Annotated in this window: 13 protein-coding genes; 5 read left to right on the top strand and 8 right to left on the bottom strand. The window is 63.4% G+C overall.

The features are described 5' to 3' along the window. The first annotated feature begins 4 nt into the window (after positions 1-4). The 4 genes from NKJ73_RS13045 to NKJ73_RS13030 all read left to right on the top strand — a co-directional run bounded on the left by NKJ73_RS13045 (position 5) and on the right by NKJ73_RS13030 (position 3,240). The gene (locus tag NKJ73_RS13045; RefSeq protein WP_023677697.1) at positions 5-931 is read left to right on the top strand and encodes a peptidylprolyl isomerase; all 927 of its coding nucleotides are present in this window, start codon (positions 5-7) and stop codon (positions 929-931) included. A gap of 12 nt (positions 932-943) precedes the next feature. Beyond that, positions 944-1,963, top strand: coding sequence for a 4-hydroxythreonine-4-phosphate dehydrogenase PdxA (gene pdxA, locus NKJ73_RS13040; RefSeq protein WP_352569683.1), 1,020 nt, complete (start codon positions 944-946; stop codon positions 1,961-1,963). Positions 1,964-2,031: 68 nt separating this feature from the next. After that, positions 2,032-2,871, top strand: coding sequence for a 16S rRNA (adenine(1518)-N(6)/adenine(1519)-N(6))-dimethyltransferase RsmA (gene rsmA, locus NKJ73_RS13035; protein ID WP_023677699.1), 840 nt, complete (start codon positions 2,032-2,034; stop codon positions 2,869-2,871). Positions 2,872-2,946: 75 nt separating this feature from the next. Next, positions 2,947-3,240, top strand: coding sequence for a DUF1330 domain-containing protein (locus tag NKJ73_RS13030; RefSeq protein WP_352569682.1), 294 nt, complete (start codon positions 2,947-2,949; stop codon positions 3,238-3,240). On the opposite strand, the gene gmk is transcribed toward NKJ73_RS13030, so the two are convergent. The 7 genes from gmk to fabD form a co-directional block, all read right to left on the bottom strand. Further along, positions 3,241-3,897 carry a guanylate kinase gene (gmk, locus tag NKJ73_RS13025; protein WP_023677701.1) on the bottom strand — a complete coding sequence of 219 codons (657 nt, stop codon included), beginning with the start codon at positions 3,895-3,897 and terminating at the stop codon, positions 3,241-3,243. It abuts the gene before it with no gap. A gap of 33 nt (positions 3,898-3,930) precedes the next feature. Then, complete coding sequence (locus tag NKJ73_RS13020; RefSeq protein WP_352569681.1) at positions 3,931-4,821, bottom strand: YicC/YloC family endoribonuclease; 891 nt, start codon at positions 4,819-4,821, stop codon at positions 3,931-3,933. Between the two features lie 138 nt (positions 4,822-4,959). Then, positions 4,960-6,180 carry an endolytic transglycosylase MltG gene (gene mltG / locus NKJ73_RS13015; protein ID WP_352569680.1) on the bottom strand — a complete coding sequence of 407 codons (1,221 nt, stop codon included), beginning with the start codon at positions 6,178-6,180 and terminating at the stop codon, positions 4,960-4,962. 93 nt (positions 6,181-6,273) lie between these two features. Beyond that, positions 6,274-7,536, bottom strand: coding sequence for a beta-ketoacyl-ACP synthase II (gene fabF / locus NKJ73_RS13010; protein WP_352467164.1), 1,263 nt, complete (start codon positions 7,534-7,536; stop codon positions 6,274-6,276). Between the two features lie 34 nt (positions 7,537-7,570). After that, complete coding sequence (locus NKJ73_RS13005; protein WP_127851501.1) at positions 7,571-7,807, bottom strand: acyl carrier protein; 237 nt, start codon at positions 7,805-7,807, stop codon at positions 7,571-7,573. Positions 7,808-7,994: 187 nt separating this feature from the next. After that, positions 7,995-8,732, bottom strand: coding sequence for a 3-oxoacyl-[acyl-carrier-protein] reductase (gene fabG, locus NKJ73_RS13000; RefSeq protein ID WP_352453223.1), 738 nt, complete (start codon positions 8,730-8,732; stop codon positions 7,995-7,997). A 60-nt stretch (positions 8,733-8,792) separates the two neighbouring features. Next, positions 8,793-9,758 (bottom strand): ACP S-malonyltransferase, encoded by a 966-nt coding sequence (fabD, locus tag NKJ73_RS12995; RefSeq protein WP_352454401.1) that lies wholly within the window; start codon positions 9,756-9,758, stop codon positions 8,793-8,795. A gap of 247 nt (positions 9,759-10,005) precedes the next feature. Between fabD and NKJ73_RS12990 the strand changes: the two genes are divergently transcribed. Continuing rightward, entirely contained in the window at positions 10,006-11,931 is a 1,926-nt protein-coding gene (locus NKJ73_RS12990; protein WP_023677707.1) for an LTA synthase family protein, read from the top strand. Positions 11,932-11,962: 31 nt separating this feature from the next. On the opposite strand, the gene NKJ73_RS12985 is transcribed toward NKJ73_RS12990, so the two are convergent. Further along, complete coding sequence (locus tag NKJ73_RS12985; protein ID WP_352569678.1) at positions 11,963-13,507, bottom strand: pilus assembly protein TadG-related protein; 1,545 nt, start codon at positions 13,505-13,507, stop codon at positions 11,963-11,965. Between the last annotated feature and the right edge of the window lie 117 nt (positions 13,508-13,624).

Here is a 13,624-nt window from a genome sequence, read left to right as displayed (position 1 = left end):
TGGGATGCTTTCGATGAGGAAATACCTCTTTTCGGCAGGGTTCGCGCTGCTGGTGGCGTTCTCGACCACCGCGGTGACGCGGCCAGTTTTCGCCACCGAGATCAAATACGTCGTCAACAATATACCGATAACCACCGGCGACATCCAGCATCGGGCCGCTTTCCTGCGCCTGCAGCACAGAAAGGGCGATGCCGGCCAGGAAATGATCGACCAGACGCTGCGCCTGGCCGAAGCCCGGCGGCTCGGCATCCGCATCAGCGACGCGCAGGTCGATGCCGCTTATCAGCGTTTCGCCACCAGCAACAAGATGCCGCTCAAGCAGCTTGACGGCGCGATGGCGCAATCCGGCGTCACCAAGGAGCATTTCAAGGAGTTTATCCGGGCGCAGATGGCCTGGAACCAGGCGCTGACCGCGCGTTCCCGTTCCGGAGACGGTGGCGGCGCAATGAGCGAGCAGGACCTCGTCAAGCGCATGCTCGAAAAAGGCGGCAGCAAACCGAGCGCCACAGAGTACATGCTGCAGCAGGTCATCTTCGTGGTGCCGGCCGCCGAGCGAACCGCGACGCTGGCCAAGCGCAAACGCGAAGCCGACGCCATGCGCGCCCGCTTCAACGGCTGCAACACCACGCGCGAATTCGCCAAGGGCCTGATCGATGTCACCGTTCGCGATCTCGGCCGGGTGCTGGCGCCGCAATTGCCGGCGGACTGGGCCGAGCAGATAAAGGCTACAAAGGTCGGCGGCGCCACCACGACGCGCGAAACCGACCGCGGTGTCGAATTCATCGGCATCTGCTCGTCGCGCGAAGTGTCAGACGACAAAGCCGCGCAGATGGTGTTCCAGAGTGAAGGTTCGAACGACAAGAACGCCGACGAACTCTCGAAGAAATATGTCGAGGAGTTGCGGAAGAAAGCCCGCATAATCGAGCGCTGAAGCCGAAGCGCCGTGGCTGACGCAGAGCTTCCGCTGGCGTTGAGCGTCGGCGATCCGTCCGGCGTGGGGCCGGACATCGCCATCGCTGCTTGGCAGGCCCGCGATAGCGCTGGCGTTCCGTCTTTTTATCTCCTTACCGATCCGGCAGTGATTGCCGCGCGGGCGCACAGGCTCGGCACCGATATTGCGATTGCCGAGACGACGCCGGCGTTAGCGCCGGTGGTGTTTTCGCGCGCGCTGCCGGTGGTGGCGCTTGCTGCCCGTTTCGTCGACAGTTCCGGCCGCCCGGATCCAGCCAACGCCGCCGGCATCATCGAGGCGATCGACCGCGCCGTTGCCGACTGCCTGGCCGGCCGCGCTGCCGCGGTCGTCACCTGCCCCATTGCCAAGAAGCCGCTCTACGACGCCGGCTTTCGCTTTCCCGGCCACACCGAATATCTGGCGCATCTGGCATCGCTTCACACCGGCACCGAAGTGACACCGGTGATGCTGCTTGCCGGTCCGGACCTGCGCACCGTGCCGGTCACCATCCACATCGCGCTGGCCGAGGTGCCGAAAGCGCTGACGACGGACCTTATCGTCGCCACCGGCCGCATCACCGCCGCCGACCTTGCGAACCGCTTCGGAATTGCCAAGCCACGGCTCGCCATTGCCGGCCTCAACCCGCATGCCGGCGAAGGCGGCACCATGGGCACCGAAGACGAGCGGATCGTGCGCCCGGCGGTCGACCGGCTGAGGCAGGAAGGAATCGACGCCTTCGGGCCGTTGCCGGCCGACACGCTGTTTCATGCTCGCGCCCGCGCCGGCTACGACGTGGCGCTCTGTATGTATCACGACCAGGCGCTGATCCCGGCCAAGGCGCTGGCGTTTGACGAGGCGGTCAACGTCACGCTCGGCCTGCCCTTCGTCCGCACCTCGCCCGACCACGGCACCGCCTTCGACATCGCCGGCAAGGGCATCGCCCGTGCCGGCAGCCTGATTGCAGCGCTGAAACTCGCTCGCGTTCTTGCCGATACCGGGAAAAGGCCGTAGGCCCTGAGCCCAATCAGCCAAATTCGATGGCCCTTAACCCGATGAGCCCGCCTGATGAGCCCAGCCCGATGAGCATAGACGGCCTGCCGCCACTGCGCGAGGTGATCGAGCGCCATGGGCTGCAGGCGAAAAAGGCGCTGGGCCAGAATTTTCTGCTCGACCTTAACCTGACAAGCAAGATTGCGCGAACCGCCGGCGACCTGAGCGACGTTACGGTTATCGAGGTCGGTCCCGGTCCGGGCGGGCTGACTCGTGCCCTGCTCCTCAACGGCGCCCGGCGGGTCGTCGCGATCGAGCGCGACGAGCGCTGCCTGGCGGCCTTGGCCGAGATCGCGAACCACTATCCGGGTCGGCTCGAGATCGTAGCCGGCGATGCGCTGAAAGCTGATTTTGCAGCGCTTGCAAAAGGAGTGCCGGGAAGCGGCGGGTCGGCGAAAATCGTTGCCAACCTGCCCTACAATATCGGCACCGAATTGCTGATCCGCTGGCTGACCGTTACCGAGTGGCCGCCGTTCTACACATCGATGACGCTGATGTTCCAGCGCGAGGTCGCCGAACGCATTGCAGCCAGCCCCGGCAGCGAGGCCTATGGTCGGCTCGGCGTGCTGGCCGGCTGGCGGACGGAGGCGAGGATTGCCTTCGACGTACCGCCGCAGGCGTTCACGCCGCCACCCAAGGTGACGTCCTCGGTGGTGCATCTTGTGCCGCGTGCCAACCCCTTGCCGGCAGAGGTGAAACGGCTCAGCCGCGTCACCGAAGCGGCATTCGGCCAGCGCCGGAAAATGCTGCGGCAGAGCGTGAAAAGCCTCGGCGGCGAGGCACTGCTCACCCGCGCCGGCATCGATCCGACCAGGCGTGCGGAGACGCTCAGCGTCGAGGAATTCGTTCGCCTGACCAACGCGGTGTGATGCCGGGAAGCGTCCGCGTGGAATTTCCGCTCTCATGGCATAGATAGCCGGACAAACCCCGCCCGGAGACAAACAGTGACCGCCTATGTCATTTCCGACGTCACGATCCGTGACGCAGAGGCTATCGAAGCCTATCGCGCCCGCGCGGCTGCCTCCATCGCCCAGCATGGCGGGCGCTATCTGGTACGCGGCGGCGAGGTGGAAAGTTTGGAAGGCGACTGGTCTCCCGGGCCGCTGATCATCGTGGAATTCCCCGACATGGACACGGCGCGGCGTTGGTACCGCTCCGCCGAATATGCCGCGGCATTGGAACTGCGCGACGCCGCGCTCAGCCGCAATCTGATCCTGGTCGCGGGGACAGCGCCTTGATCAATCCGTCTTTTCGTCGAGCAGCCCCGAGACGAAATCGAACAGGCCCGGCCGGCGATCGCGTCTGAGCCGTTCGGCCGTGACGATGCCCCGCACCTCGGCGAAAGCGCGGTCGAGATCGTCGTTGACGATGACGAAATCATATTCCTTCCAGTGCTCGATCTCGTTGCGGGCGTTCTTGAGCCGCGTCTCGATCACCGCTTCCTGGTCCTCGGCGCGACGCTTCAGCCGCGCCTTCAATTCCTTCATCGATGGCGGCAGGATGAATATCGAGACGATGTCGGCGCGCATCTTCTCCTTGAGCTGCTGAGCGCCTTGCCAGTCGATGTCGAACAGCATGTCGCGGCCTTCGGCCAGCGCCTGTTCAGCCGGCTCGCGCGGCGTCGCGTAGCAATTGCCGTGCACCTCCGCCCATTCGAGCAGCGCATCGGAATCGCGCAGCCGCTCGAATTCGCGCATGGTACGGAAGTGGTAATGGACGCCCTCGATCTCGCTGCCGCGGCGTGGCCGCGTGGTGACCGAGACCGACAATTCCAGGCTGGAATCGCTCTCCAGCAGATTGCGCGCAATCGTCGACTTGCCGGCGCCTGACGGCGACGACAAGACCAGCATCAGCCCGCGGCGCCGAATGCGGGAACCCACATCCCTAGCGGTCATGGGGCTTGGCAGTCATGTGGCTTGGCATCGGGATCATTCCAGATTCTGGACCTGTTCGCGAAACTGGTCGACGACCGCCTTCAGTTCCAGCCCGATGGCGGTGACCGCGGCAGCATTCGACTTGGAACACAGCGTATTCGATTCGCGGTTGAATTCCTGTGCCAGGAAATCGAGCTTGCGGCCGATGGCCCCACCGCCGGCGAGCAGTGCCCGCCCCGACACCACGTGCGTCTTCAGCCGGTCGATTTCCTCGCGTATGTCGGCCTTGGTGGCCAGGAACGCCGCTTCCATATGCAGCCGGCTGGCGTCCAGGTTGGCAGACGCGTCCATCAACAGGCGGATCTGCTCGGCGAGCCTTTCGCGGATCGTGGCCGGTTCGCGTGATGGATCGGCCTCGGCCCGCAGCGTCAGCGCCTCGATGGCATCGATATGGCCGGACAGCAGGGAACGAAGTGCCGCACCTTCGCCCTGGCGCGCCTGCTGCAGCCCGTTCAGTGCTGCTTCCAGCGCCGACAGTATTGCGGTATCGAGCGCACTGCGCGCCTCTTCGGTTTCGATGGTTTCGGGAATGTCGAGGACGCCGCGCAGCGCAAGCAGCCCGTCGGCCGCCGCAGGGGCTACTCCGAACTGCTCCTGCAGCCGCTTGGCCAACTCCGCCAGATCCTTCAGGAAAGCCTCGTTGACCACGGGTTGCGCTTGAGCGCCGGCGGCGCGGCCAATGGTCAGCGTCATCTGGAAATTGCCGCGCGCAAAACGCTTTTGCACCGTCTGCCGGACGGCCGGCTCCAGCCGGTCGAAACCTTGCGGCAGCCGCAGCCTGACCTCGACGCTTTTGCCGTTGACGGACTTGGCTTCCCAGGCAATCGAAGTGCCGTCGTGTTCGGCGACACTGCGCGCAAAACCGGTCATGCTCTGCAAGTTCATGTAGCCGTGCGTCCCTTTGCCGAATGCCCCTCAAGCCGGAGCGATTTTCTCCGGACAGGATCATGTGAATTTCAATGCCATAGCAGCCCTTGCACATCCACCCGGACATGCACAGGGCCAACCTGATGGCGTCCGGCCCTACTGGGCGGCGGTGGCGCCCGCATCGTCAACGATGGCTCCCGCCGGCGTGTCGGCTCCGGTATTGGTTGCTCCGGCCTTGGCGGCGTCCTGCGCCTGTTTTTTCAGCAGTGCGCGGTAGCGAGCGACATTCTCGTTATGCTCATCGAGCGTCGAGGCAAAGACGTGCCCGCCGCTGCCGTCGGCGACGAAGTAGAGATCGCTGGTCTTCGACGGATTGGCGACTGCCTCCAGCGCCGCACGGCCGGGATTGGCGATCGGCGTCGGCGGTAAGCCGTTGATCAGATAGGTGTTGTAGGGCGTCGGCTTCTGGATGTCCGACTGATAGATCGGGCGGTCGATGGGTTTGCCCTTGCCGCCGAACAGGCCGTAGATGATGGTCGGGTCCGACTGCAGCCGCATACCCTTGGCCAGCCGGTTGAGGAAGACGGCGGCTACGCGCGAGCGTTCATCGCCCTTGCCGGTCTCCTTCTCGACGATAGAGGCCAGGGTGACAAAATCCTCAACGTTGGCGATCGGCAAATCCGGCGCTCGGCGCTGCCAGACCTCGTCGACCAGCTTCGTCTGGTCGGCCAGAAGCTTGTCGACCATCTGCTGGCGTGTTGCGCCGCGGGTGAAACGCAGCGTGTCGGTGGCGAGGCTGCCCTCAGGTGGAGTGGTCGACGGCATATCGCCGGTCAGCGCGTCCTGCTCGGCAATCCGTTGCAGCGCCTGCGCGACCGTCAGCCCCTCGGGGATAGTCAGCGAATACATCACCGACTTGCCGCTCTTCAGCATTTCCATGATATCGTGCATCGACGCCTGCGGCTTGATCTCGTATTCGCCGGCCTTCAGGGCGGAATCATTGCCGAAGGCGCGCACGCCAAGGCGGAAAATGCGGGCGTCGCTGATCAGCCCTCGCCGCTCAAGCTGGTCGGCGATCTCCTGGACGCCGCTATTCGGCTTGACCAGGAAAGTGTCGCCATTGGCCGACGGGCCGGGCTCGTTGAACTCCTGCTTGCCGAAATACAGCGCAACGCCTGCCGCCAGCACCATCAGCATCACCGAAGAGATGACGAAGTTCATGAACACGACGAACTGGCTGCGCGAGGCACGCGAGCGCTTCGGCGGCGGCGTGCCGGCCTCGGGCCGCAACGCCTCACTGGCCGTCTTCGGCACGATCGGGCCGGGCGTTGCTGCCCGTTGCCCGAATTCCCCGTTATCGGCCGGATTTGTGTTCATAGCGCCCTACCATTTGATCTTGCGACGAATCCCCTCGGGCAGAGTAGGGGCGAATATGGCAAAATTGACGGCAGACGGAAACCGGCAGAGCGGTCAGCCATTGTAGCGCTGGAAGACGAGCGAGGCGTTGGTGCCACCGAAGCCGAAGGAGTTGGACAGCGCCACGTCGATCTGCCGGGCCCGCGGCTTGTGCGGCACCAGGTCGATCGCCGTTTCGCGCTCCGGATTGTCAAGATTGATGGTCGGCGGCGCGATGTTGTCGCGAATGGCGAGGATCGAAAAGATCGCCTCGGCAGCACCAGCCGCGCCCAGCAGGTGGCCAATCGACGATTTGGTCGACGACATCGATATCTTCGAGGCGGCGTTGCCGACCAGCCGCTCGACGGCGCCGAGTTCGATCGTATCGGCCATGGTCGAGGTGCCGTGCGCGTTGATGTAGTCGACATCGGCCGGCGTCAGCTTCGCCCGGTTCAGCGCCGCGGTCATGCAACGGAAAGCGCCGTCGCCGTCTTCGGCAGGCGCGGTGATGTGATAGGCGTCACCGGTCAGACCGTAGCCGGTGACCTCGGCATAGATCTTGGCGCCGCGGGCCTTGGCGTGTTCGAGCTCCTCGAGCACGACAACACCGGCGCCCTCGCCCATGACGAAGCCGTCGCGATCGCGATCATAGGGGCGTGAGGCCGTTTGTGGCGCGTCGTTGCGCTCGGTGGAGAGCGCGCGGCAAGCGGCGAACCCGGCGATCGACAGTCTCGTCACCGGCGCTTCGGCGCCGCCTGCGACCATAACGTCGGCATCGCCCCAGATGATCAGGCGGGCGGCGTCGCCGATGGCGTGCGCACCCGTCGAGCAAGCGGTGACGACGGCATGGTTTGGGCCTTTCAGCCCATGCCGAATCGAGACCTGACCGGAGACGAGGTTGATGATCTGGCCAGGGATGAAGAATGGGCTGATGCGGCGCGGACCGCGTTCCTTGAGGATCATCGCATTCTCGGCGATGCCTTCGATGCCGCCGATGCCCGAACCGATCAGCACGCCGGTGGCGCACTGTTCCTCATGCGTCTTCGGCTGCCAGCCGGAATCCTTGAGTGCCTCGTCGGCGGCCGCGATCCCGTACAGGATGAAGTCGCCGATCTTGCGCAGTTCCTTCGGCTCGAGAACGGCTTCAGGATTGAAAGTGGCATTGGAGCCGTCACCGCGCGGAATGACGTGGGCGACCTTGCAGGCAAGGTCTTCCACCTCGAATTCGGTGATGCGCTTGGCTGCGCTGCGGCCGGTCAGAAGCTCCTTCCAGCTGTGCTCGAAGCCCATGCCGAACGGCGAAAGCAGCCCAAGGCCCGTGACGACGACACGCCTCATCGCAGGTCCTCCCCGGTGATGACTGCAAATAGCGTCAGGCGGAGGCCTTGTCGATGTATTTCACCGCATCGCCAACAGTCAGGATGGTCTCGGCGGCGTCGTCCGGGATTTCGACACCGAACTCTTCTTCGAACGCCATGACAAGTTCGACCGTGTCGAGGCTGTCCGCGCCCAGATCATCGATGAAGCTCGCCTGCTCCGTCACCTTCTCGGCATCGACGCCAAGGTGCTCGATGACGATCTTCTTGACGCGCTCTGCGGTGTCACTCATTTGGGCATCCTCGTCTTTTGGTTGTCTGTCTTCGTTAGCGGGCAGAATGCCGCTAATCAAGCTGAAAGATGGTCCTGCCGGAAACGCAGCGGAACAGGACCGGTTTTTGCCCGAACCGCCGGGTTGCGGGCGGCATTACACGAAAAATCCCGTGCATCCAAGACGGAATGAAGCGTTTTCCCAAGTGTTAGATCATTGCCATGCCGCCATTCACATGAATGGTCTGGCCGGTGACGTAGGCTGCCTCGTTGGAAGCTAGGTAGGCGACGGCAGAGGCGACTTCGGCGCCCGTGCCCATGCGCCGGGTCGGGATCGCCGCCATGATCGCCTCTTTCTGCTTGTCGTTGAGCTTGGCGGTCATCGCCGATTCGATGAAGCCCGGGGCGACGCAGTTGACGGTGATATTGCGGGTGGCGATCTCCTGCGCCAGCGATTTGGAAAAGCCGATCATACCGGCTTTGGAGGCGCAGTAGTTGGTCTGGCCGGGATTGCCGGTGACGCCAACCACTGAAGTGATGTTGATGATGCGGCCATGGCGGCGCCGCATCATCGGATGGGTAAGCTCGCGGGTCAGCCGGAACACGGCGGTCAGGTTGACCTCGAGCACGCTATCCCAGTCGGCGTCAGCCATGCGTACGAACAACCCGTCCTTGGTGATGCCGGCATTGTTGACGAGGATGTCGACGCCTTCGAGGTCGGCCTCCGCCTTCTGGCCGAGCGCCTTGACGTCGTCGCGGTTGGAAAGATTGGCCGGGAAAAGCTTGACCCGGTCGCCCAGTTCGGCGGCCAGCGCCTCCAGTTTCTCGATACGTGTGCCATGCAGGCCGACGATAGCGCCCTGGCCGTGCAGCACGCGGGCGATCGCCTCGCCGATACCTCCCGATGCGCCGGTGACGAGCGCCTTGCGGCCGGTCAATTCGAACATTCTTGCCTCCTGATCTGAGCGAACACCCTTCGCATGGAGCGGGGTCAAATCGCCAGTTGATTATGCAAGCGCCGCCAGCGCCGCCTCGACATCCGCCGCGGATCCGATGGCAGTGGTGGCAATGTCGCGGTTGATGCGGCGGGCCAGCCCCGACAGCACCTTGCCGGCGCCCACTTCGTAAAGCGTCGCAACGCCGTTGCTGCCGAACCACTCCACCGTTTCGCGCCAGCGCACGCGCCCGATCACCTGTTCGACGAGTCGGCGGGCGATCTCGTCGGGATCGCTCGTCGGGGTCACCGTAACATTGGAGACCAGCGGCACGACCGGCGCACTCTTCGTCACGGCGGCCAGCGCCTCCCGCATGATCTCGGCCGCAGGCTTCATCAATGCCGAATGGAAGGGCGCTGAGACCTGCAGCATCAGCGCCCGCTTGGCGCCCTTCTCCGTGCATAGCCTCGCCGCCAGTTCGACCGCTGGCCTGGCGCCGGAGATCACCAGCTGGCCGCCGCCATTGTCATTGGCGATCTGGCAAACCAAGGCTTGTGCGGGATCTTTGGCGGCGCCCTGGGCGGCCTCTGCGCAAGCGGCTTCGACGTCGGCCTGTTCCAGCCCGATGATCGCCGCCATGGCGCCCTCGCCGGCCGGCACAGCCGCCTGCATGGCGTTGCCGCGGATGCGCAACAGCCGGGCGGCGTCGGCGACCGAAACGAAACCTGCGGCCGCAAGTGCCGAATATTCGCCGAGCGAGTGGCCGGCGACATAGGTGACCTTGCCGTTCAGGGAGAAGCCGCGCGCCTCCAGCGCCCGGATTGCGGCAAGCGACACCGCCATCAGCGCCGGCTGGGCGTTGGCGGTCAGCGTCAGCGTCTCTTCCGGGCCTTCCCAGATCAGCTTCGATAGGTTTTCGCCGAGCGCGTCGTCGACTTCCTCGAAGATCCGCCGCGATTCCACAAAGGTATCGGCGAGGTCCTTGCCCATGCCGACAGCCTGGCTGCCCTGCCCCGGAAAGGTGAATGCGATAGCCATCGGCGGCTCCCAGCTGCTGGTTCACGTTGCCTGTGACGCAAGGCGTGCGGCCAAGTCAAGTCCAACCTTGATCGCGTAATATCGGCCGAGTGCCTGTTTCGGCAGGCTTTTTGGCGATCACTCATGATGAAAACCGCTCACGATTTGTTTGCTGGCTCTTCTTATTTCCGCCACAGGCGCTAGGCTTTGCGTGACAGTTCGATGACAATCGAGTGACGCTTTTGTTGCGGGCCGGGGAACTATTGAAGTGGCAAAGACCAAGCAGAGCGCAGCCGAGGCGGCGCCCCAGTTTCTTGAAGGCGATCCGTCGACCGGCTATCTGCCGGCGCGCAAATGGCCTGTCATCCGCTATGGCCTTATCAGCTTGCTGGCTGCGGCCATCCTTGTGTTTGCCATCGAACTGATCGTGCGCGGCAACTTTGCCGGCACCATTGATTTCTTTCTGCAGCCTTTCAAACCCGGCTGGACCACGATCATCATTTTTGCGCTGATCCTCATCGGCCTCGACGCCGTGCTCGGCCGCAGTCATCAGAGCCTGATGATCGTCGCGCCGCTGACATTGTCGCTGGCGTTCGTCGGCCACCAGAAGTCGCTGTATCTCGGCGATCCGCTCTATCCGACCGATTTCCTCTATTCCCGGCAGATTGTGGCACTGATGCCGCTTCTGGTACGCGATCGCCCGGGAACCGCCATTGCCCTGGCGATCGGCATCGTCGGCGGGCTGTCGCTGCTCGTCTATGGCTGGCGGCTATGGCGCCGCCGCGTTCCGGCACTCAGCCACAAGGGCCGCCTTGCCCGGCTGACGCTGACGGTGCCGCTGATCGCCTTCTTCGTCTCCATCATGGACTATGCCACTTTCTCGTGGACACGCGACCGGCTGCAGATCATCCCGATCATGTGGGACCAGAAGGAAAACTATGCCTCGAACGGTTTTGCGCTCGCCTTCGCGCTGAACGTCCCGATGGCGCATGTCTCGGCGCCGCCCGGCTATTCCGGCAAGGCGATCGAAGCGATCGGCAAACCGCAGGTGACGGCTTCGGTACCCGCCGAGAAGCCCGACATCATCGTCGTCATGAGCGAATCCTTCTGGGATCCGACCAAGCTACCCGGCGTCACCATCACGCCCGACCCTATCCCCAATGTGCGGGCACTGCGCACGGGTTACATGTTCTCGCCCGAGTTCGGCGGCATGACGGCCAACATCGAGTTCGAGGCCCTGACCGGCTTTTCCAACGCCTTCCTACCGGCGGGCAGCATTCCCTACCAGCAATATGTGCGGACACCGACTCCCTCGCTGGCGACATTCCTGAAAAGTCAAGGCTACCGGGCGCGCGCTATCCATCCCGGCACTAACTGGTTCTGGAACCGGGGGGCCGTCTATGCCGATTTCGGCTTCAACGACTTCAAGTCCGAGGAGACGTTGCCGCCCATGCAGAAGCGCGGACCGCTCGCGTCGGACGCTGCGATGACCGACGAGATCATCCACGAAGCCGATACCAGCGCCGAGCCGGTCTTCTTTTTCGCCGTCAGCCTGCAGAACCACGGGCCGTATGAGCCGTATCGCTATAACAATCCGACCCACAAGGTGCAGGCGCCGATCAGCCAATGGGCGCGTGAATCGCTGTTGAGCTATGCCGAAGGCTCTTCCGACGCGGACCGCGGCCTCGAGCGGCTGATCGAATGGGCGAAGAAACGCGAGCGGCCGACCGTCATCGCGTTCTTCGGCGACCATCTGCCGCCACTTGGGCCGGTCTACGTCGAGACCGGCTTTCTGAAGGACAATGTTGCGCCGCGCAAGGAGGCGGCCGACCAGATGCTGCTGCACCACCAGACGCCGCTGATCGTCTGGTCGAATCGCAGCGGCCCGGCCGAGGATCTGGGCGCCGTCAGCCCGTCCTTCCTGCCCTACCATATCCTGAAGACAGCCGGCATCAGCCATCCCTATTACACCGGCTTCCTCGGACAGTTGCGAGAGCGCTACCGCGTTATCGACCGCAATTTGCTTTTGGCACCGGGGGGCGACGCCACCCCCGATTGGTCGCGTCAGAAAGAGATCGATCCGGCAATCCGCGACTTCCGTCTGCTGCAATACGACATGATGTTCGGCAAGCGCCATGCGGCGCCCGATTTCTTCCCCGAAACCACAGGCAAAGTGGCTGCACACACGAGTTGAGCAGCGGCGGCGGGAGAGCGGCCGACGTCGTTCAGTTCGTCAAGTGCAGCTGCGAAATCGAGCTTCCGATTTTCAGGAAGACGCTTTCGAGCTGACTGACGTCGTTGGTCGGGTAATAATCCAACGGCGACGATGCGCAGGCCTCGTAAAGCTTGCGGTTGGCTGCGGTGTCGGCCTGCAGCAGCACTGTGAATATCTGCACGTCCTGCTTCTTCAATGTGTTGCATACATTGGTTGTCCAATCGTCGACATTGCGCGCAGCCGCGGTCTGGTCGCTGGATCCAAACCGACCCGAGGCCAGGAATCCGTAGGAGCCATAGTCCGACTTCTGTGGCGTATCCTTCGCGCCATAGACAACATTCTCGCCGTCGGTGAGCAGCAGCACCGTTTTGGTCGCGCCTGACGCCCTGAACGGCGCGCCGTCGCTGTAAGGCGGTTCCGGCGAGAGCACCCGCATCCCCCATGACAAGCCTTCCGAAACATTGGTCCCCGAGCCGTTCCATTCGATCATCTCACCGACGGCCTTCCGCAATTTGTCGAAATCATCGGTCAGCGGCACTATCGGCGTCGGACAGGCCCGGTTTGGGCCGATAGTCAGTGGGCCTCTCTTGTCGTTGATCAGCTTCATCGTCGAAACACTGTACTTCGCCATGTCGCTGGTGAGGCCGGGAAGCACGGTGACAACGGTATCGTCGAGATAGGAATTGTTGTAGCCGGTCGCTGAATTGCCGTAGGAGCTGGTTGGATTTTTAGCGTTACCTGGATCGTCCGGCGCGAAATAGGGTACGAACAGGGTGTCCGGTTTGTTTTGGTCGGGCGAAATGTCGGAAACATTGTTGGTTCCGGGCCGCGCTTCGACGCAGCCTCTCCATTCGACGCCCAATTGCTTGAACAGGTCCATATGGTTGACGCGCTTGCCGCCGACCAAGGGGAAATTGGCGCCATTGTTCGGCGATTTGCCGGCCATGTCGATCCAGGCCGGATCGTAGTCCTCGCCCTTGACGTTGACGGCGGTGACGAACGGCACCACCGCGACACGTACGCTGCGCGTCGGCGACTTCGCCGCTTCGAGCATATCGATCAGGGCCGTCGCCGCCGTCCGCAATGCGCCGATGCGATCGTTGCTGGCCATCGACCCGGTATTGTCGAGCACTAGCACGACTTCGAGCTGATTGGTCGATTCGACGGCGCCGGCATCGACGGTGATGCGCTTGTCGTTGCCGAACAGGAAGGCGAAGTTCAAATTGACGTCCGCCATGGCGACAGCCTTTGTCTGGATGTAATTGAGGCCCCTTTCCACGGTAAGCGTCGCTTCGGCGTTCCTCAACTCGCTGTGGCCGGCGACATTGGTCTGGAAGTAGCGGTCGAAGACGTCCTTGCGCGAAGCCTCGATGTCGCCGAGATGCGAAGATGCAAGGTTCGCGGCATCGAGCGCGTTCTGCAAGCTGACCTTGGCCCTCATCAAGGTGGACACGTCCACAGCTAAGGCGACGGCGGTCAGAACCGCAGGCAGCCCGAACGCCAGCATCAGGGCAAAGTTGCCGCTCTTCGAACGGCAGAATTTGTCGAAAAGCATTTTTGTCCCCAAAACCGCCTTGCTGCCGACCTCGCGCAGACTGTTTGCTTTTGCATCGGCATGATGAACGACGGGTTGCCGCCACGCCCGCCGGTGCTGGAACTTCGCATGGTGGTT

This window comes from Mesorhizobium sp. M0074 (assembly GCF_040322975.1).
GTDB lineage: Bacteria > Pseudomonadota > Alphaproteobacteria > Rhizobiales > Rhizobiaceae > Mesorhizobium.
This window is presented reverse-complemented; position numbering and strand designations above follow the sequence as displayed.

Coding starts and splice junctions, on each gene's coding strand:
- NKJ73_RS13045 (WP_023677697.1), top strand. CDS start 5: ATGCTTTCGATGAGGAAATACCTCTTTTCGGCAGGGTTCGCGCTGCTG.
- rsmA (WP_023677699.1), top strand. CDS start 2,032: ATGAGCATAGACGGCCTGCCGCCACTGCGCGAGGTGATCGAGCGCCAT.
- gmk (WP_023677701.1), bottom strand. CDS start 3,897: ATGACCGCTAGGGATGTGGGTTCCCGCATTCGGCGCCGCGGGCTGATG.
- NKJ73_RS13020 (WP_352569681.1), bottom strand. CDS start 4,821: ATGAACTTGCAGAGCATGACCGGTTTTGCGCGCAGTGTCGCCGAACAC.
- mltG (WP_352569680.1), bottom strand. CDS start 6,180: ATGAACACAAATCCGGCCGATAACGGGGAATTCGGGCAACGGGCAGCA.
- fabF (WP_352467164.1), bottom strand. CDS start 7,536: ATGAGGCGTGTCGTCGTCACGGGCCTTGGGCTGCTTTCGCCGTTCGGC.
- NKJ73_RS13005 (WP_127851501.1), bottom strand. CDS start 7,807: ATGAGTGACACCGCAGAGCGCGTCAAGAAGATCGTCATCGAGCACCTT.
- fabG (WP_352453223.1), bottom strand. CDS start 8,732: ATGTTCGAATTGACCGGCCGCAAGGCGCTCGTCACCGGCGCATCGGGA.
- fabD (WP_352454401.1), bottom strand. CDS start 9,758: ATGGCTATCGCATTCACCTTTCCGGGGCAGGGCAGCCAGGCTGTCGGC.
- NKJ73_RS12985 (WP_352569678.1), bottom strand. CDS start 13,507: ATGCTTTTCGACAAATTCTGCCGTTCGAAGAGCGGCAACTTTGCCCTG.